Annotated in this window: 20 protein-coding genes and 1 pseudogene; 1 reads left to right on the top strand and 20 read right to left on the bottom strand. The window is 51.1% G+C overall.

All coding sequences use genetic code 11. The features are described 5' to 3' along the window. Positions 1–41 precede the first annotated feature (41 nt). The 3 genes from rho to ABA45_RS14180 form a co-directional block, all read right to left on the bottom strand. Positions 42–1,235 carry a transcription termination factor Rho gene (rho, locus tag ABA45_RS14170; protein ID WP_053076195.1) on the bottom strand — a complete coding sequence of 398 codons (1,194 nt, stop codon included), beginning with the start codon at positions 1,233–1,235 and terminating at the stop codon, positions 42–44. 27 nt (positions 1,236–1,262) lie between these two features. Beyond that, positions 1,263–1,403 carry a hypothetical protein gene (locus ABA45_RS18960; RefSeq protein WP_157035556.1) on the bottom strand — a complete coding sequence of 47 codons (141 nt, stop codon included), beginning with the start codon at positions 1,401–1,403 and terminating at the stop codon, positions 1,263–1,265. A 227-nt stretch (positions 1,404–1,630) separates the two neighbouring features. Continuing rightward, positions 1,631–2,041: a hypothetical protein gene (locus tag ABA45_RS14180; protein WP_048387142.1), complete on the bottom strand. Its 411-nt coding sequence runs from the start codon at positions 2,039–2,041 to the stop codon at positions 1,631–1,633. Between the two features lie 170 nt (positions 2,042–2,211). Here ABA45_RS14180 and ABA45_RS14185 point away from each other — a divergent pair, with 170 nt between their 5' ends. Then, the gene (locus tag ABA45_RS14185; protein ID WP_048387144.1) at positions 2,212–3,570 is read left to right on the top strand and encodes a hypothetical protein; all 1,359 of its coding nucleotides are present in this window, start codon (positions 2,212–2,214) and stop codon (positions 3,568–3,570) included. 417 nt (positions 3,571–3,987) lie between these two features. Here the strand turns inward: ABA45_RS14185 and ABA45_RS18660 are convergent, their stop codons facing one another. The 17 genes and pseudogenes from ABA45_RS18660 to urtC all read right to left on the bottom strand — a co-directional run bounded on the left by ABA45_RS18660 (position 3,988) and on the right by urtC (position 17,422). Next, positions 3,988–4,200: a KTSC domain-containing protein gene (locus ABA45_RS18660; RefSeq protein ID WP_084708356.1), complete on the bottom strand. Its 213-nt coding sequence runs from the start codon at positions 4,198–4,200 to the stop codon at positions 3,988–3,990. Between the two features lie 15 nt (positions 4,201–4,215). Then, on the bottom strand, positions 4,216–5,997 hold the full coding sequence (locus ABA45_RS14190) for an ATP-binding protein (RefSeq protein ID WP_048387146.1): 1,782 nt from the start codon (positions 5,995–5,997) through the stop codon (positions 4,216–4,218). Beyond that, positions 5,994–6,857, bottom strand: a complete 864-nt coding sequence (locus ABA45_RS14195; protein ID WP_198146987.1) for an SIR2 family NAD-dependent protein deacylase — start codon at positions 6,855–6,857, stop codon at positions 5,994–5,996. Before ABA45_RS14195 ends, ABA45_RS14190 begins: the two co-directional genes overlap by 4 nt. Continuing rightward, positions 6,826–7,143: a hypothetical protein gene (locus ABA45_RS18965; protein WP_053076197.1), complete on the bottom strand. Its 318-nt coding sequence runs from the start codon at positions 7,141–7,143 to the stop codon at positions 6,826–6,828. The genes ABA45_RS14195 and ABA45_RS18965 overlap by 32 nt, the downstream gene beginning before the upstream one ends. A 615-nt stretch (positions 7,144–7,758) precedes the next feature. Next, a pseudogene (locus ABA45_RS19630) lies at positions 7,759–8,193 on the bottom strand (HupE/UreJ family protein); the annotation flags it as partial. Positions 8,194–8,274: 81 nt separating this feature from the next. Next, positions 8,275–9,204 (bottom strand): 2-hydroxyacid dehydrogenase, encoded by a 930-nt coding sequence (locus ABA45_RS14205; protein WP_048387148.1) that lies wholly within the window; start codon positions 9,202–9,204, stop codon positions 8,275–8,277. 146 nt (positions 9,205–9,350) lie between these two features. After that, positions 9,351–9,530 (bottom strand): DUF6732 family protein, encoded by a 180-nt coding sequence (locus ABA45_RS14210; RefSeq protein WP_048387150.1) that lies wholly within the window; start codon positions 9,528–9,530, stop codon positions 9,351–9,353. A gap of 43 nt (positions 9,531–9,573) precedes the next feature. Further along, positions 9,574–10,212 carry an urease accessory protein UreG gene (gene ureG, locus ABA45_RS14215; protein ID WP_048387152.1) on the bottom strand — a complete coding sequence of 213 codons (639 nt, stop codon included), beginning with the start codon at positions 10,210–10,212 and terminating at the stop codon, positions 9,574–9,576. 52 nt (positions 10,213–10,264) lie between these two features. Continuing rightward, entirely contained in the window at positions 10,265–10,960 is a 696-nt protein-coding gene (locus tag ABA45_RS14220; RefSeq protein WP_048387154.1) for an urease accessory protein UreF, read from the bottom strand. Positions 10,961–10,965: 5 nt separating this feature from the next. Beyond that, a complete protein-coding gene (gene ureE / locus ABA45_RS14225; RefSeq protein WP_048387156.1) occupies positions 10,966–11,427 on the bottom strand; it encodes an urease accessory protein UreE in 462 nt (153 codons plus the stop codon). A 19-nt stretch (positions 11,428–11,446) separates the two neighbouring features. Continuing rightward, complete coding sequence (gene ureC / locus ABA45_RS14230) at positions 11,447–13,150, bottom strand: urease subunit alpha (protein WP_014872307.1); 1,704 nt, start codon at positions 13,148–13,150, stop codon at positions 11,447–11,449. Beyond that, complete coding sequence (locus tag ABA45_RS14235) at positions 13,147–13,464, bottom strand: urease subunit beta (RefSeq protein ID WP_014872308.1); 318 nt, start codon at positions 13,462–13,464, stop codon at positions 13,147–13,149. The genes ureC and ABA45_RS14235 overlap by 4 nt, the downstream gene beginning before the upstream one ends. Positions 13,465–13,474: 10 nt before the next feature. Further along, entirely contained in the window at positions 13,475–13,777 is a 303-nt protein-coding gene (gene ureA / locus ABA45_RS14240; protein ID WP_007352270.1) for an urease subunit gamma, read from the bottom strand. An 18-nt stretch (positions 13,778–13,795) separates the two neighbouring features. Beyond that, a complete protein-coding gene (locus tag ABA45_RS14245; RefSeq protein WP_048387158.1) occupies positions 13,796–14,728 on the bottom strand; it encodes an urease accessory protein UreD in 933 nt (310 codons plus the stop codon). Next, a complete protein-coding gene (gene urtE, locus ABA45_RS14250) occupies positions 14,725–15,423 on the bottom strand; it encodes an urea ABC transporter ATP-binding subunit UrtE (RefSeq protein WP_041635655.1) in 699 nt (232 codons plus the stop codon). The genes ABA45_RS14245 and urtE overlap by 4 nt, the downstream gene beginning before the upstream one ends. 53 nt (positions 15,424–15,476) lie before the next feature. After that, entirely contained in the window at positions 15,477–16,301 is an 825-nt protein-coding gene (gene urtD, locus ABA45_RS14255; RefSeq protein WP_014872311.1) for an urea ABC transporter ATP-binding protein UrtD, read from the bottom strand. Beyond that, the gene (gene urtC / locus ABA45_RS14260; protein ID WP_048387161.1) at positions 16,298–17,422 is read right to left on the bottom strand and encodes an urea ABC transporter permease subunit UrtC; all 1,125 of its coding nucleotides are present in this window, start codon (positions 17,420–17,422) and stop codon (positions 16,298–16,300) included. The genes urtD and urtC overlap by 4 nt, the downstream gene beginning before the upstream one ends. Positions 17,423–17,425 lie beyond the last annotated feature (3 nt).

Here is a 17,425-nt window from a genome sequence, read left to right on the forward strand (position 1 = left end):
TGTAACCACCTAACGAATGAGGTGATCACTCACACGCATCATCATCCTGGCCCGGGAATGTTTTTCAGAAGCTCGGCATTTGTGGGGTACTTCTCAAGCAGCTCAACCAGCTTTTTTGTGCCCTCTAGCGGTTTGAGACCGCCAAGCGCCCGGCGCAATGCTATAACTTTGTCTAAAGCTTTTGGATCCAACAGCAGCTCTTCACGGCGTGTACTGCTTTTCGAAATATCCAGCGCGGGAAAGATTCGCTGATTCGCCACATCTCTCGATAAAACCAGCTCCATGTTCCCCGTGCCCTTAAACTCCTCAAAGATAACCTGGTCCATACGGCTGCCGGTATCCACCAAAACGGTTGCCAAAATGGTCAGCGAGCCGCCATTCTCAATTTTTCGTGCAGCGCCAAACAACCTCCGCGGAATCTCCATCGCTCGAGCATCCACCCCGCCCGACATAGTACGACCGCTACTCTTTCGCTCCGCATTATGCACACGCGAAAGCCTCGTAAGAGAATCAATCACAATCATGACGTTGTGACCCTCTCCCGCTTGTCGGCGGGCGATATCAAGAAGTTCATCGGCAACGCGAACGTGATGAGCATAGCTTTCATCCGAAGAAGAAGCGTGTACCTCAGCCGGGACGCTACGCCTGAAATCAGTGACCTCTTCGGGTCGCTCATCTATCAATAACGCGTAAAGTTTAATCTCGGGATACGCCTTTCCCACCGCCTGGCAAATATGTTTCAAAATTGTCGATTTTCCAGACCCCGGCGGTGCAACTATTAAACCTCGCTGCCCCATTCCAATCGGCGTGATCAAATCCATCGCGCGCACCGTGAGTTCCTCTGAACCTGACTCCAAGCGAATCCCTGGCGTTGGATGGATAACCACAGCATTTAAAAAACGTTTTTGTGGATCAGCCTCACCTTCAACCTCAACCATAGCCTCGGCTTCCTCAGCCACTGGTTTAGCGTCTTTATTTCGTTTTCGGGTTAAACCTAATGTCTTTCTCGTCATGATTGTTTGATAGCTCTTGTTTGAGAGATATTTTTCGAAATGGGCTGATAACGTCAAAAAAACAGAACCCCTAACGGATTGCTGAACACCATTTTCGACGAAGACAGCCCAAGGCAAAAACCCAGTGTGCACAAAATAAGTTTGTCCCGGTTTTTCCATCAATTGAAGGATGACTGTTACGTTGTCGTTCGCCTGAACGACCAAATGCACATGGTTCGTCATCAAGCAGTAACTGAACACATCCAGCTCTCAGACCTGCTTCCATTCCTGAAGATTCGCCAGGTAGTACTCAAAATCACGGCGTTCGACGAACACCGGTTGGCGATTATGACCGCGTTGAACAATATGGTGGGGAAAACCGGGCACAGTCACCCTAGCCTGTCTTGGCATCAGCGTCTCCTTGCTTCTGATACACAAAATCCATTCTGTGTGCTGGCAGCCGATATTAACCAAAGTGCGAAGAGGGTTGGTAGTGATTCAAATCAACTCCAAGCCATCAGAAAAGCCGCAAAAATAAATCTGTCCCGGTTTTTACTTAAGTCTAAAACCACGCCGAGCCAGAGTCCGAACTGGAAAGAGCCTCTACAGGTTTTGTGGCGAACCCTATGTGTGGATTCTCAGTTGAGTAAGTTGCGGTAACGCAAGCAGGCCATTTCTTTATATGCCTGACTCTTGGGGTTTCCGTCTTTGCGATACTCGGAAGTCCAGAACTCACACATCTTTTTACTGCCGGCGATGGCACTTCGTCTCTGCTCAGCGCCACGCGTAGCCCGACGTCGCTCAGCTGCTAACTGCTTTTCTCTTTTTTGTTTCGCCTCTATTTCTTCTTGAGTCACCGCTCGTGGTGAGTACGAGGGGACTGAAATCGCAGGAAATTCGACCTCATCTGTTTTGGAAAGCCTTTCGATCAGCGACTCGGTGAAGGAATCCAAAACCACGAAGAAGATAAACCAGCCAAGGATGCTGACGACAATCCACGATACAATATTGGCAACGACTACTGCGGAAAAAACCTTAAACCAGGACATTGTTGTCTCCTTTAAAAACCGTTAGGAAGCTTACAGAATGAGTCAGCAAAGTGTCCACAGCCAAAAAATAAATCTGTCCCGGTTTTTCATTTAATATTTTATTAACTCAAATTCAGGCAGATAGAATAATTGATGCTAGGCTTTGGAAGGAAACTAAATCGAATAAAAGCATGGAGCTACCTGTGACAAACCGTCCTGATTTCCTCGCCGGAGGAGAACCTGCTCGACTAATTCCGATAACCGCAGACAGTGCAAGGGAACAGAAGTCTGTCTCCATCATTCTCGCGGGGCTTCGCTCCGTGCTTGAGTTGCGCCAGTCTCTGCTGAAATCCCTAAATGTGCGAGTTGGAACCAGCGCTACCTTGGAAGCCTGGACAGAAGTGGTTTTTCAAAACGAAGACAAGCAGGCTGTTAAACAGAAAGATCGACCGGACGGCCTCCTGATCCTTCGCACGGGCCGGCGTGAATGGCGGGCGCTGATTGAAGCTAAAGTCAACAATGACACCATTGGCGAAGACCAATTGTCGCGATACCTGCAACAAGCGAAAACCCATAAACTGGATGCGGTGATTACCATTACTAATCAGTTTGTCGCACTGCCAACCCATCACCCGGTAAAACTCCCGAAGAACGCCACCAAGTCAGTTGCTCTGTATCATTGGTCGTGGGCATTTATCCGGACCCAGTGCCAACTGCTACTCAAGAACGATGGCGTGCAAGACGAGGATCAGGTGTTCATCCTTAGCGAAATACTGCGATACCTTGAAAGCGACCGCTCCGGCATCAGCCATTTCGACCAGATGAATGTCGAATGGAAAGACGTCGTCAACAAAGTGAAGAGCAATGCGTCTCTTGCCAAAACCAGCGATGAGGTTCAAAGCACCATTGCCGCCTGGCACCAAGAGCAACGAGACCTTTGTTTGATCATGTCTCGACTAACAGGCAGCGACGTTTCCCTAAAATTGAAAAACGACCATCGCCTCGACCCTTCCATGAGACTGAAGGACGACGCCGATGCGTTTTGTAAAACACCGGTACTGCAATGTGCACTCAGTATCATCAACGCGGCGGCAGACCTGGAAGTAACGGCTGACCTTCAGCGGCGAATGATTTATTGCTCCATGCGCCTTGCCGCGCCAAAGGACAAACAAAGCACTAAAGCAAGATTGAACTGGCTCCTGCGTCAACTGAAGAAGACCGAACCAGCCGGGTTCTTCATTCGCGCCACCAGGCCCGGGAAAGCAGAAACGACCTACCAGGCTTTGAAGGTCTTGCGGGATTCCCCTGAGTTACTGGAATCAGCCACATCCAACACTGCGGCCACGACGCTGGAAATCGTTTACGAAGTTGATCTTGCGGCGAAGTTCAGCGGACGAAGGGTGTTTGTTGAGGAGCTAGAAAAAGCAGTGCCGCATTTTTATCAAGAAGCGGGGCAGCTGTTGAAAGCTTGGACGCCGCCACCCCCGAAAATATCGAAAACGGATGTTGAGCTGAAAACCCAAGGCGAGGAAGCGGTACTGGAAAAATAAATCTGTCCCGGTTTTCCGGCGTTGAACAATATGGTAGAGAAAACCGGGCACAATCACCCTGACCTGTCTTGGCATCAGCGTCTCCTTGCTTCTGATACACAAAATCCATTCTGTGCGTTGGCAGTCGATATTAACCAAAGTGCGGAGAGGGTTGGTAGTGATTCAACTCAGCTCCAAGCCATCAGAGAAGCCACGAAAATAAATCTGTCCCGGTTCTCTTGTGATGCTGCCGCCCCAAATACGCCAAATACATTCGGGAACGTGCGAAAGCCCTGGCTAATGGTATCGACTAAAACGTCCGATAAAAATAATCTTGGTTGGCGGAGTATAATTTCGCCCTTAAAGTAACTAACAGAAATTTAGCAGAAACTGCTACCAAGAAAAAATATCCTCACTCCTTTAACTTTTAATTCAACCTTACCTTGTCTTTTTCTGGCTATATTTTTTGTATATATTTTGATGCCCATATTCCCCTTTTGAATTAGCTGAGAGAAAGCTATCAAATTCATGCTGCGGAACATCATAGTACTCATATTCGCTACCACCTTTAAACGCTATGGTTAAAGTTGCAGAATCAGGATCGTATGCAATGGCAAGAATGTTTGATGAGTTAACAGGTATCATTTCCATGACAGTACTCCGAGGTTAGTTAAGTTTTTGTTCGCGAATAGCTTTAACGACAGATACATAATTATCAACATCTTTATTAAATGGCTTACTCCAAGATGAAATTAAATCGGGGTCATTGCTAGAGGGACGTGGTTCAACTAAATCAATAGTAACTCTAGTCGGAATGCTAATAGCTTCGCCAATTATTATTGCTTCGCCAATACGTAAGGACGGCAATAGTTCCATCAAGCTACTAATGTTATTAGGTGCAGCGCTCTGAACAGTGTTTTTATCACTACTATTAGTTAATCTAAGGGCTATAAAAGTACCCACTTGTGCTAAAATAGTCTCTGATATTTCAGATGGTCTTTGCGTTACAACAATGGAACCAATTCCAAATTTCCTTCCTTCTTTAAAGATTTTTTCTACAGCCCTACGAGCATACCCATAAATATGACTGCTATTTTCTGATTTCGGCAAATATGAATGCGCTTCTTCATAAACCATTAAAAGCGGCCTGTTTCTACCTGTATACTCCTCATTTCGACCCCAGTACATTGAGTCATAAAGAAAGCGGGTTATTAAGCCGACAGATATATCAATTAGTTCAAAAGGAACCCCACTCAAATCTAGAATAGTAAGCCTGTGATCGTGATTGATCCACTCTCGTAACAAGTGATCGAGATCGTTTGGGCTATCAACATCATAATAGTCATCCGGATTAAACATAAAATTATATCTAGAGTCTTTCAATCTAGAGTAAATTTTACCGACGTATGAGTACATTGTTTGTTTTTTTGATTTATAAGGCGCTGAGTTTGTCGGTGAATATGCTTCAAATTTTGCTGGAATTAGTTTACTAAAGTCTCCTTTATCTACTAATTTTTCATTAGCTCTCGTCTGGTCTTGTTCATTGCTTACACTATAAGTGCCATTAACTTCCCGATCCATGTCATGCCAAAGTTCCTTAATATTAAAGGGAATCGGTGAATCTGCAGTTATATAGTTAACGTCGATTGCGCCGCTTTTTATTCTGCAGGCATTATCTTTTTTAAGTTGAACGATTTTTTCCCGTAATTGTTTGTCTTCTGGTCGCTCTTGCCCCTCAGGTCTGCCTACCAAGAAAAAAGTTAGCTCATCAAATGTCATTGCCCAAAATGGGATGAATAGAGGACTTGTTTGAGAGTTTATCTTAAAAACTTTAGATGTGTCGCTGAACGCAGCTGAGTACTCACCGTGAGGATCGATAAGTACTACTCTCGATCCGGGATACTTACCTAACATACGTTTAATTAAATTCGCAGTCGTATTTGATTTTCCGCTGCCTGTAGAGCCGAGTATGGCGGCGTGACGTAATATAAGGTTATGGGGGTCTATATAGACAGGAAGATTTTTCGATGAAGAGTGAGTCCCAATTTCTAAAAATCTTTCTGATTTATTGCTATAAATAGCCCTAAGATCTTCTTCAGTTACAATGTGAACCTCATCATTTATAGTAGGGAAAGTGCCAACACCTTTTTGAAAATCACGACTTCCTACCTTCTCACCTATTAAGTTTACTTGTAAAAATCTTGATCCATAGTTGGGTTCATATGACTCAATATCTAAGGACTTTGGTGTGTTGCTAACTGAAGAAACGATGCCAAATAATGTTAGACTACCTGCTGGAAATTTTACAAAAGTTCCAATTTGACCTATCTTATACAGTCGGCCATCAATAATTGGCGCCGCAGTAGGGATATCTTTTGATATCTCTACTTCCACGCTAGAACTATTGACGTTCATTACAACCCCTAAGTAAGTAATATTTTCTTTCATGCTCCCCCCTTCCCTGAGCACAAAGTCAGAAACTCTACCAGTTTGGTATAATCCCCTAAAGAAACTGATTTAGTAGAATCTTCCCAGAATGGGGTAATTAATTCATCGGGGCTCGCATTAGCCCACTCTCCAAAAACACCAGATATTGATGCGGTATTTTTTCCGATCATGGTTAGGTTCGGATAGTTTTTATGCTCTTTTACTATTTTTTTAATTGGCTCGTCGCTGTAGAAAAATGCAAGCACATGCAACCGATTGTTTTGTTTTAGGCAACTAAAAATTAGCTCATTTATATATTCGTCAGAAAATGAGTATCCACTAACAATGAATATTCCTTCGCCAGGCAGGGAAAAATCCCTTAGTCTATCGAAATAACTTGTAAAAGGCTGTTTCCTTGATGACTCATATTTATCTCTCGATGGGTATATTACTAGTTCAGAGTTAGGGTAATCTTTCTTCGCACCAGAACTTAACCGAATCACCCTGTCGGGATTGTTGCCATCATTTGTCTTCCAAAACCATCCTAACGAACCATGTAGCTTCCACAAACGGATCCATGAGACGGGCGGGCGGTCTTGTAGTGACTTACCTTCCAAGCTTTCATGAGAAAAAAATGGTTCATTTGATCCAACGAACCCATCGAAATATGGAATCAAGAGGCTTTCAAATGCCTTTTCAATAATTAGGTCATAGTTAGTCGTGAATATTTCCTTTGAGAAATCTCTTGGAAGATGATTTAACCAAGTTATAAATTTTTTCGATACGTCGATATTGGCTGCGCGTTCTGCTTTTAAAATTATATCGTAAATCTCATCACATATTTTTTGTCTAGTTTTTGGCGTTTTCACCATTGATGTCATCGAAGGACTTATTTTTACTGTCATCGGTTATTTTTCGAATCAGGCGGGCTTTATTTAGAATTTCCTCAATATGCTTTGAGCCTTCAGGAAGTGAGTCTTTTATTATTCCATAATATTTTTTTTCTTCAGCGCTTAGCGCCTCATCGATTTGTAATGTTAGATCGGAGATATCAGGAAGACCTATTGCTTTTGATGTTCCTGCGCCAAACAAAAAGCCTATTCTTTTTGTATATGATAACTGCTCTCTTATTTCAGAAAGCTCTCTTACCGGATCATGGGTTTTCATATATTCATCCGTTAAATATTTTTACTTCTGAATGTTGGGCTTGATATTAGTCACTTGCAATATCGACTCTGGATTCACATATCAACAGTGACTAGATAGCACACTCCACTATTAAAAAAATGAGCGCTACATAAAATTTAGATCATACTAAAATCAATAATTTTTTCTTAGTCCAGACAACGAATTATAAACAACACGCTGTATTCGCTCGCAATCATCTGACGTCTTCGTTATCGCAATAAAGAAGCATTGACTACCCCCCACACGGTCAAAAAACACCGCCCACCCAAGAACACTGCGCTCCGAATTTCTTCATATTTTTTGCTCTAACACAGCGATTTTTTAGAGAAAAACGAAACAAAACGCAGCACAGACAGCCGCAAAATAAACGGTATGAAAAACCAGGGACTGAAAAGAGGCTGTGGTGGTACTGAAAGGTTCATCGGCTGTCATCCTTAACAAGCTGTGCGTCTATAGCGGTTACCACATAGACTAAAACATCTCAGTACTGCTTGTCTGCCCCTTTGCAAAAATCCATAATTTTAAGCAATAAAAAAAGCTGCGCGGTAGGCCCGCGCAGCTTTTTGTTTTAACTCTATGTTCTAACTGTGTCCCTTACACCGCCAGCAACGCTCCAGTTTTAGCAACCACAGCACCCAGCGCTCGGCCGAACCGGTTATCCGTTTTCTGCATCAGGGTGCCAAGGGCACGCCCTGCAAACTTAAGCGCCAGTGTGGCAATAAGGATACCGGCCAGTATTACCGACAAGCTGATACCGGTTTCCACGCATGGCAGGCTCAAGCCGCCCCAGGCAATGCCAGCGCCAACAACAGGGTTGACAAACACAAACGGCCGTTCGCCGCGCATCATTTTGGAATCACGCGCCATGATGCCCAGCGCGGCGTGCACGTATTCGGCGATGTCGATTTCGTTGATGATCAGCAGGTCGGATTTGGTGATGCCGGGGCCGCCTTTGCGGGGAATTTTGTCGCCGCCAGATTCCACCAGCACCAGTTCCAATTTCGGAGAAAACACCAGAGACAGGCTCTCTTCACACCACTTAACCTCGCAGGGATACACTATATCTGTCTGTTCTGCCTGTTCTATTTGGATATAATTAAATCCAAATGTTTAATAACCTCGAAAAGGGTCTACTTGATTCATTAGGGCCCGACCACTTTTCATCAGTCGATAGTTTTTCAAAATTTGAGGCGCGACTGAGTTAGGATCTGTAATGCTTGAGCAGTGAGGGGTCAGGAGTATTTTGTTATTCTGCCAAAATGGATGCATCTGAGATAATGGCTCCTCTCTAAAAACATCAAGGCATGCTCCTCTCAGCTGACCTTCATTCAGTGCTGTTATCAGATCTTCATCTATCAGGTGTTCGCCCCTTGCTACATTGACCAAGCAAGCCCCAAAAGGCAGTTTATTAATGTTTTCAAGGTTAAGAATACCCCGCGTCTCGTTTGTCAGGGGCAATAAGCAAATCAATATATCTACTTGTGAAAGAAACTCTCCTAGCTGCCTGTCGCTTGCATAAGACTTTACTCCGGTGATAGTCTTTTGAGTGCGCGACCAACCAATGACATTAAATCCAATCTTAGAAAACTTGCTAGCCGAATATTCTCCAAGCTTACCTAACCCCATTACACCGATGGTCGTATGGGCTATTGCTTTGGGTGACTGCTGTTTCCAGTTCGATTGGTATTGCTGAGCCTTGTATATGTCAAAATCCCGGAAGTAATACATAACGGCTGTATGAAGATATTCATACATAGACTGTGCTAGTAGAGGATCTATGATTCTTATCACCGGTAGATCTTTTGGAAAAAATTCATCATTAAGTAAATGATCTATACCTGCGCCCATAGAGCAAATGCATCGCAGATTTGGGTAGTCTCGTAGAACGCCTTCAGGATGATTCCAACATAATGCAAACTCAACGTCAGCTTTTCGGCTTTCGTTTGGCCATATTTGAACGTCGAGAGTAGGGTCTAATGCCCTTAGGGCGGCTACCCAGGGTTTAGGGTCTTTATTGGTGCAAATAATTGATATTGTCATGTTATTTTGCTTTTTCCCGTAACTATACCGATCGCTTCTTCACCGCCAAAACGCGATTTCAAAACGGATCTGGGGAAAGAGCTGGCGTTTGCCGCCAGCCATTCTTGCGGGGACGTTGAAAGGCTGCGCTATCGTCGTCTTAACTCTCAGCGACGTTGCTTAATCTTCTTCCAGGCCGTGAACGCTATGGCGCTAACGATCACTGCGGCAGCCAAGTATTCAATATGCAGCACGTCGCCAATGGCTTCGTGGCCGGAGTGCGCAAGCGCGTTCGTGGAGGCCAGCAGGAGCACTGCACTGATACTCATTTTTTTGATGTTTTTCATAACTGTTTTTCCGTTTTGATTCGAAAGAAAAAAAGGTGTTCGATCAGGCAGTTTTAGCCAGCTTTTCTGGCCTGCGCTCCGGCAACATGCCCCTTTCCAAAATAAAGCTGATGATGGTTTCCAGCCCTACTCCGTCATAAAGGTTGGCAAACACAAAGGGCCGTTCGCCGCGCATCATTTTGGAATCACGCTCCATGATGTCCAGCGAGGCGTGCACGTATTCGGCGATGTCGATTTTGTTGATGATCAGCAAGTCGGATTTGGTGATGCCGGGGCCGCCTTTGCGGGGAATTTTGTCGCCGGCGGATACGTCAATCACATACAGGGTGAGGTCAGACAGTTCCGGGCTGAAGGTGGCGGATAGGTTGTCGCCGCCGGACTCTACCAGCACCAGTTCCAGATTCGGGTGCCGGTTTTGCAGGTCGTCGATGGCCGCCAGGTTCATGGAGGCATCTTCGCGAATGGCGGTGTGGGGGCAGCCGCCGGTTTCAACGCCAAGAATGCGGTCGGCCGGCAGGGCGTCGTGCTTCAGCAGGAAGTCGGCGTCTTCTCTTGTGTAGATGTCGTTGGTCACCACGGCGATGTCGTAGTGGTCTTTCAGGGCACTACACAGCTGGCGCAGCAATGCGGTTTTGCCGGAGCCTACCGGGCCGCCAACGCCTATTCTCAAGCAATGTTTCATGGTTATTTCCTCGTTCGCTATTCGTTTCTGAAGACGTCAGTTTCTGAAAAAATTAACTTCTAAAAAGTCTCGAATACTGTGTTTCGTGCAACGCACTGCCCAGCGCCAGCCCCGGCAAGATAGGGCCAAGGTCGTGATCTTCCCTTTGCAGAGCAACCTCCACGGCTGTCACCAGCAGTGGGCGCATGTGTTCGGTGATGCGCTGGGCGGCGGTGTGGCCAAGGGGCAGCGCTTTGCAGGCGACGGACAGCTGGTTTTCCAGCCAGGCCCAGGCGAAGCCAATGAGTGTTTGCCGTTGCGGTACCTGTCGGTAATGGGCTACCCAAGCGAACATGGTGATGTAACCCGGTTGGTTCGGAATCAGGTTCGCATCCGGCAGCAAGCCAAGGTTGCGCAGCAAGGTGACCAGGGCCGCGCCCAAGCGGGTGTCTTCGTCGCTCAGTTCGGCGGTTTCACGGGTGGCTTGTAGCCAGGTGTTCCACTGGGCAATGGCCTGCGCATCTTCCGTTGCCCAGGCCGTTTGCAGCCGTGCCAGCAGGGGCAGCTCGCAGCGGCTTAAACCATCTTCTAGAACGCCTTCCAGCCATTCCTGCAAGTCCGCTTCGGTTTTCACCCAGCCCAGTTCAAACGCACTTTCCAGGCCCTGTGACCAGGCAAAGGCGCCTATGGGCAGCGCAGGGCTGACCAATTGCATCAGGCCCAGTAGTGCCAGGTCGCTCGAAGCGCCTGGTTGGCTGTCAGTGGTCATGACTGTTAATGCTCATGGCTGTGACTCGCCGGAGCATAGGCGCCCGGCTCGGGGTCGAATTTGGCGTTGTGGTGGGCAAGAGTGGCGCCCAGGTGCTCGGCCAGTTCTTCCAGCACGTGGTCGGGCGGAAAGCGAACCCAGCCACCCTGCTCGTCTTCGCCAATGGCCAGTGACACGTGGCGGTTGCCCAGGTGGTAGCAAAGGCGCGCCAGGGGCAGGCCAGCGCCAATGCGTGCGGTGACCACGGGCTCGTCGGCGGCGCGAATGCGGATAACTTCGCCGGTTCGGGCTTGCAGCAAGTCGCCATCGCGCAGTACCGGGCCACGGTCCAGAAACAGGCCTACATCAAGGCTGGTTTCGGTGGTAGCGCGCAGGCGGCCGCGCATACGCAGTTCGTAGGGCAGAACCAGGTTGTCGTGAATTTCTGCGCTGTCGATGTTATGGGTGCGTTCTATTAGTTCCAGCATAGGGTTCTCCGGGTGCGCCTTAAAACAGGTGGTAGCGCTGGGCCAGTGGCAGTTCAGAAGCCGGCTCGCAGGTAAGCAGTTCGCCGTCTGCGTACACTTCGTAGGTTTGCGGGTCTACGGTGATGTGTGGGCAGGCGTCGTTCAGTTTCATGTCGGCCTTGCGCACCTGCCGTACGTTCTTGCAGGCCGCCAGCGGGCTGTCCAGGCCCAGTGCTTTGCCAACGCCCGCATCCAACGCAGCCTGGCTGACAAACGTCAGGCGCGTGGCGCTGGCGGCTTTGCCAAAGGCGCCAAACATCAGGCGGTAATGCACGGGCTGGGGCGTGGGGATAGAGGCGTTAGGGTCACCCATGGGCGCGGCTGCAATCATGCCTCCTTTCACAATAAGGGCGGGCTTTACGCCGAAAAACGCCGGGTTCCACAACACCAGGTCTGCCATCTTTCCCACTTCTACCGAGCCTACTTCATGGCTGATGCCGTGGGTGATGGCGGGGTTGATGGTGTACTTGGCGATGTAGCGTTTGGCGCGAAAGTTGTCGGCACCCAAGTCTTCATCTTGCGGCAGCAAGCCACGTTGCTGTTTCATTTTGTGAGCCGTTTGCCAGGTGCGGCACACCACTTCGCCCACCCGGCCCATGGCCTGGGAATCAGAGGCAATCATCGAGATAACGCCCAGGTCGTGAAGGATGTCTTCTGCGGCGATGGTCTCGCGACGAATGCGTGAATCGGCGAAGGCGACGTCTTCGGGGATGTTCGGGTCCAGGTGGTGGCACACCATCAGCATGTCTAGGTGTTCGTCGATGGTGTTCACGGTGTAGGGCCGCGTGGGGTTGGTGGATGACGGCAGCACGTAGGGTTTGGAGCAGGCGGTGATGATGTCGGGCGCGTGGCCGCCACCGGCACCTTCGGTGTGGTAGGTGTGAATGCAGCGTTCTTTGAACGCGGCCAAGGTGTCTTCCACAAAGCCGGATTCGTTCAGGGTGTCGGTGTGAATGGCCACCTGTACGTCGTATTTGTCTGCCACGGTCAGGCAGTTGTCGATGCTGGCCGGGGTGGTGCCCCAGTCTTCGTGCAGTTTCAGGCCAATGGCGCCGGCTTTTATTTGCAGTTCCAGGGCTTCGGGCAGGCTGGCGTTGCCTTTGCCAAGGAAGCCGATGTTCATCGGCATGCTGTCGACGGCCTGAAGCATTTTGCCCATGTGCCAGGCACCGGGTGTGCACGTGGTGGCGTTGGTGCCGGTGGCCGGGCCGGTGCCGCCGCCGAGCATGGTGGTAATGCCGCTCATCAGGGCTTCTTCAATCTGCTGGGGGCAGATGAAGTGGATGTGGGCGTCGATACCACCGGCGGTGAGGATTTTGCCTTCGCCGGCGATGATTTCGGTGCCAGGGCCGATAACGATGGTGACATCTGGCTGGGTGTCGGGGTTGCCGGCTTTGCCGATGGCGGCGATGCGGCCGTTTTGCAGGCCAACGTCGGCTTTAACGATGCCCCACCAATCCAGAATCAGGGCGTTGGTGATGACGGTGTCCATCACGGTGTCGTCGGCGCGCTGGCTTTGGCCCATGCCGTCACGGATGACTTTACCGCCGCCGAATTTTACTTCGTCACCGTAGTGGGTGGCGTCGCTCTCCACTTCTATCCACAGCTCTGTGTCGCCCAGCCGGACTCGGTCACCGGTGGTGGGGCCGTACATGTCGGCGTAGGCTTGTCTTGTGATTTTCATTTCTGCACCTCCAGACTTCCCATCACTTCGCCGCGAAAACCGTAGATGTTTCGGCTGCCGGCAAACGGAATCAGGGTGACCTTTCGTGACTGTCCAGGCTCGAAGCGAATGGCGGTACCCGCGGCGACATCAAGCCGGTAGCCTGTTGCTTTGGGACGGTCAAACTTCAGCGCCGGATTGGCTTCGGCGAAGTGGTAGTGAGAGCCGATCTGTATCGGGCGGTCGCCGGTGTTGGCGACGTCGACGGTGATGCGTTTGCGGCCGGCGCAGAGTTCTATGTCGCCGTCTTTCAGTTGGTACTCTCCGGGGATCATGGCGCGGCCCTCATACAATGGGGTTGTGAACAGTCACCAGTTTGGTGCCGTCCGGGAAGGTGGCTTCTACCTGCACTTCGGGAATCATCTCGGCGATGCCGTCCATCACGTCGTCGCGGGTCAGAATTTCCGCGCCGCTGCTCATCAGCTCGGCAACGGTTCGGCCCTCACGCGCGCCTTCCATAATTTCGGTGCTGATCAGGGCGATGGCTTCGGGGTAATTCAGTTTCAGACCTTTGGCTTTGCGGCGTTCGGCCAGCAGGCCGGCCGTGAACAGCAGCAGCTTGTCTTTGTCTCTTGGTGTCAGTTCCATTTTGTTGTTCCTCTAATCTCAGGTCAGCCATATCCGCGGCACTGTCGCCGCTTTGCCGGTCAGCAAGGGCCGCAATAACTCCCAGGCTTGCTGGCATATAGCCCAGGCTTCGTTTCTTTCTTGCCCCAAGTAACGCAACAACACCACGCCCCGGCGACGAGTAACAGCCCAGCGTGGGTTTGCCGGCAGTGCAGCACGCAGTGCTTCTATTGCGGCGGCTTCGTTTTCCAGGCCAACCACCCACAAGGTGGCCTGTACGGTTGCGCCGCCCTGGCCCCAAGGGCCTTTGAAGCGGCGGTGTTGCGGGCTCATGATTTGGCGTTCCAGCCATAACGGCTGGCCGTCCATCCGCAGTTGGAAACGCTGCTCCATATGGCCGGATGTGAACGGCAACTGGCTGGCCGGGCGGCCAAGGGCGAGAATTTCCCAGCCCAGGCATTTGGCGCCGGTTTGCAGTTCGATGGTGGTGGTTTGTTCGCCCCGGGAGCCGTCAAACGCCAGGGTTTCCTGCGGCAGGTATTCGAGTGTGGCGTTGCTGGCGACGTGCAAGCGGGTGTGTTGGCCCCAGGCCACACCATGGCTGTCAGCTTTGTAGAGTTTGGCGGCGGCGGGTGTGGTTAGCAGCACGTGCGCGCCTTCTTCCACAGTGGCATCAATACGCAGTTCGTCGCCGCTGACCAGCCCACCCGGCGGGTGAAGCAGGTACACATGACAACAGCCGTTGCGGCCTTCCGGGTAAAACGGCCGCTGCACTCTTAACGGGCCGTGGTGCTTGCGCCGCGCTAATCGGGTAATGGCGTTGCCTGACCCATCGCTGCGTAGGTCAAAACCCAAAGACAGAGCCGCGGCCCAACGCCTTTGTGGGTCGAAGCGGTGTCCGGAATCCTGTTCTGGCGAGTGAACGGGCTCGGTACGCTGATCAACGGGCGCAACGCGCTGAAACACGGTCATACCGTCAGGTGCTTTTTAATGAGTTCGTTGGTCAGACCGGCGATTTCGCCTTCGGCCACGCGGCGGCCGCGGTCGAGGATGGCAAAGCGGTCGGCGTACTTGCGGGCGAAAGGCAGTTTTTGCTCCACCAACAGCACCGTCAGGCCGTCTTCTTTGATCAGCGTGCGAATAACCTCGCCAATCTGAGCGACGATGTTGGGCTGAATGCCCTCTCCCGGCTCGTCCAGAATCAACAGACGGGGTTCAATCACCAAGGCCCGGCCAATAGCCAGTTGCTGTTGCTGGCCGCCAGAGAGATCGCCGCCGCGGCGGTGGCGCATTTCTTCCAGCACCGGAAACAGTTCGTACACGCGTTCGGGGATTTTTTTGCTGCCGTCTTTACGCACCGCCAGGCCGGTACGCAGGTTTTCTTCCACCGTCAGCAGCGGGAAAATCTGCCGGCCCTGAGGCACGTAGCCTATGCCCAGGCGAGAACGGTCTTCAATTTTTTTCTGGGTAAGCTCGACCTCTTGGGCGAACGTAATGGAACCGCTCTTGACGGTTTCTTCGCCCATGATGCATTTCATCAGCGTGGTTTTACCCACGCCATTGCGGCCCATAACGCAGGTACACTGGCCCTCGGGCACATCCAGTTCCAGATCCCAAAGGGTGTGGCTTTCGCCGTAATACTGATCGATTTTCTGGATTTTCAGCATTAGGTTTTTCATTGGCAACTGGCGTTCAATCAGCATCAAGCTCTCAACTGGCATCAAGTTTCCTCCCCCAAGTACACCTTGATAACGTCCGGGTGGTTAGACACCTGGTCCATGGTGCCTTCCGCCAGCACGCTGCCCTGGTGCAACACGGTAACTTTGCGGGCGATGGAGCGCACAAAGCCCATGTCGTGTTCCACCACCACAACGGACTGTTTGCCGGCAAGCGTGGTGAGCAATTCGGCGGTGCGTTCCATTTCCTGTTCGGTCATACCGGCCACGGGTTCGTCTACCAGTAACAAGCGCGGTTTTTGCATCAGCAACATGCCAATTTCCAGCCATTGTTTCTGGCCGTGGGACAAAATGCCGGCCAAGGCAGCACGAAGGTTGCGCAGACCAATCGTCTCCAGCACTTCGTCGATGCGGTCGCGGCATTCGCCGTTCAGCACCGCGGTCAGCGTAGGCAGTACGCGCTTGTCCGCCGCCATCGCCAATTCCAGGTTTTCGAACACTGTGAGTGCTTCAAACACCGTGGGCTTCTGAAATTTGCGGCCAATGCCCAACGAGGCGATTTCGGGTTCGCTTTTGGTCAGCAGGTTATGGCGGCTGCCAAACCAGACCGAGCCGGTATCGGGTCGGGTTTTGCCGGTAATGATGTCCATCATGGTGGTTTTGCCCGCCCCGTTAGGCCCAATGATGCAGCGCAGCTCGCCGTCGTCGATGGTCAGGTTCAGGTTGTTGATGGCCTTGAAGCCGTCAAAGCTCACGCTGACGTCTTCCAGGTACAGAATAGGCCCGTGGCGAACGTCAACCGGTGATACCTCTGGAATCAGAAAATTGAACACCTTGTCGCGGTTGGCGAGTTCCTTTAAAAAACTCATACGGTGGCCTCCTGCGTGTCGGGATTGTTAGCGGGCGCAGCGGCCTTTTTAGGCTTGAACACCAACCCGGCAATGCCTTTGGGCAGAAACACCGTAACCAGAACAAACAAACCGCCCAAGGCGAACAGCCAGGCGTCTGGCATCACGCCGGTAAGGACGGTTTTGGCGTAGTTCACCAGTACTGCACCAATCACCGCGCCGTAAAGCGTGGCGCGACCACCCAAGGCCACCCACACCACAATTTCAATGGAGAACAACGGCGAAAATTCGCTGGGGTTGATGATGCCCACCTGGGGCACATACAAGGCGCCCGCTACGCCGGCCAGCATAGCCGATATCACGAATACGAATAACTGCACCCGTTCCACCCGATAGCCCAGAAAGCGGGTTCGCGCTTCGGCGTCGCGGCAGGCCACGCTCACCCGGCCCAGCTTGCTGGTCACAATGCCGCGGCAAATCACAAAACCAATCGCCAGCGCCACACCGGTGGCCAGGAACAGCCCCAGGCGGGTGGCATCGGTGCGCAAATTGAAGCCCAGAAGGTCTCGGAAATCGGTCAGGCCGTTATTGCCGCCAAAACCCATTTCGTTGCGGAAGAACGCCAGCATCAGGGCAAAGGTCAGCGCCTGAGTGATGATAGACAGGTAAACCCCGGTCACCCGCGACCGAAACGCCAGAAAGCCGAACACCAGTGCTAGAAGGCCGGGCGCCAGCAGCACCATCGCAAAGGCAAACCAGGCCATGTCGAAACCCAGCCAGTACCAAGGCAACTCCTGCCAATTCAGAAACACCATGAAATCCGGCAGAACCGGGTCGCCGTAGGTGCCGCGATCGCCAATCTGGCGCATCAGGTACATGCCCATGGCGTAGCCTCCGAGGGCAAAAAATGCGCCGTGGCCCAAGCTCAGAATGCCCAGGTAACCCCACACCAAATCGACAGCCACTGCCAGCAAGGCGTAACACAGATACTTGCCCAGCAAGGTAACGGTGTAAGCGCTGACATGCAGCGCGTTGTCTTCCGGCAAGGCCAGGTGCAGCACCGTAACCACCGCCAGCGCTGCAAACAGAACGCCCAAAAATGTTTGAGTGGAGCGTTCAGCCAAAGGTCTTGTTAGCCACATGTC

The sequence above is a fragment of the Marinobacter psychrophilus genome (assembly GCF_001043175.1).
Taxonomy (GTDB): Bacteria; Pseudomonadota; Gammaproteobacteria; order Pseudomonadales; family Oleiphilaceae; genus Marinobacter; species Marinobacter psychrophilus.

Bases quoted from the DNA above. Each gene is read 5' to 3' on its own strand.
- rho (WP_053076195.1), bottom strand. From the start codon at position 1,235: ATGACGAACCATGTGCATTTGGTCGTTCAGGCGAACGACAACGTAACA.
- ABA45_RS18960 (WP_157035556.1), bottom strand. From the start codon at position 1,403: ATGCCAAGACAGGCTAGGGTGACTGTGCCCGGTTTTCCCCACCATATT.
- ABA45_RS14180 (WP_048387142.1), bottom strand. From the start codon at position 2,041: ATGTCCTGGTTTAAGGTTTTTTCCGCAGTAGTCGTTGCCAATATTGTA.
- ABA45_RS14185 (WP_048387144.1), top strand. From the start codon at position 2,212: ATGGAGCTACCTGTGACAAACCGTCCTGATTTCCTCGCCGGAGGAGAA.
- ABA45_RS18660 (WP_084708356.1), bottom strand. From the start codon at position 4,200: ATGGAAATGATACCTGTTAACTCATCAAACATTCTTGCCATTGCATAC.
- ABA45_RS14190 (WP_048387146.1), bottom strand. From the start codon at position 5,997: ATGAAAGAAAATATTACTTACTTAGGGGTTGTAATGAACGTCAATAGT.
- ABA45_RS14195 (WP_198146987.1), bottom strand. From the start codon at position 6,857: ATGACATCAATGGTGAAAACGCCAAAAACTAGACAAAAAATATGTGAT.
- ABA45_RS18965 (WP_053076197.1), bottom strand. From the start codon at position 7,143: ATGAAAACCCATGATCCGGTAAGAGAGCTTTCTGAAATAAGAGAGCAG.
- ABA45_RS14205 (WP_048387148.1), bottom strand. From the start codon at position 9,204: ATGACAATATCAATTATTTGCACCAATAAAGACCCTAAACCCTGGGTA.
- ABA45_RS14210 (WP_048387150.1), bottom strand. From the start codon at position 9,530: ATGAAAAACATCAAAAAAATGAGTATCAGTGCAGTGCTCCTGCTGGCC.
- ureG (WP_048387152.1), bottom strand. From the start codon at position 10,212: ATGAAACATTGCTTGAGAATAGGCGTTGGCGGCCCGGTAGGCTCCGGC.
- ABA45_RS14220 (WP_048387154.1), bottom strand. From the start codon at position 10,960: ATGACCACTGACAGCCAACCAGGCGCTTCGAGCGACCTGGCACTACTG.
- ureE (WP_048387156.1), bottom strand. From the start codon at position 11,427: ATGCTGGAACTAATAGAACGCACCCATAACATCGACAGCGCAGAAATT.
- ureC (WP_014872307.1), bottom strand. From the start codon at position 13,150: ATGAAAATCACAAGACAAGCCTACGCCGACATGTACGGCCCCACCACC.
- ABA45_RS14235 (WP_014872308.1), bottom strand. From the start codon at position 13,464: ATGATCCCCGGAGAGTACCAACTGAAAGACGGCGACATAGAACTCTGC.
- ureA (WP_007352270.1), bottom strand. From the start codon at position 13,777: ATGGAACTGACACCAAGAGACAAAGACAAGCTGCTGCTGTTCACGGCC.
- ABA45_RS14245 (WP_048387158.1), bottom strand. From the start codon at position 14,728: ATGACCGTGTTTCAGCGCGTTGCGCCCGTTGATCAGCGTACCGAGCCC.
- urtE (WP_041635655.1), bottom strand. From the start codon at position 15,423: ATGCTGAAAATCCAGAAAATCGATCAGTATTACGGCGAAAGCCACACC.
- urtD (WP_014872311.1), bottom strand. From the start codon at position 16,301: ATGAGTTTTTTAAAGGAACTCGCCAACCGCGACAAGGTGTTCAATTTT.
- urtC (WP_048387161.1), bottom strand. From the start codon at position 17,422: ATGTGGCTAACAAGACCTTTGGCTGAACGCTCCACTCAAACATTTTTG.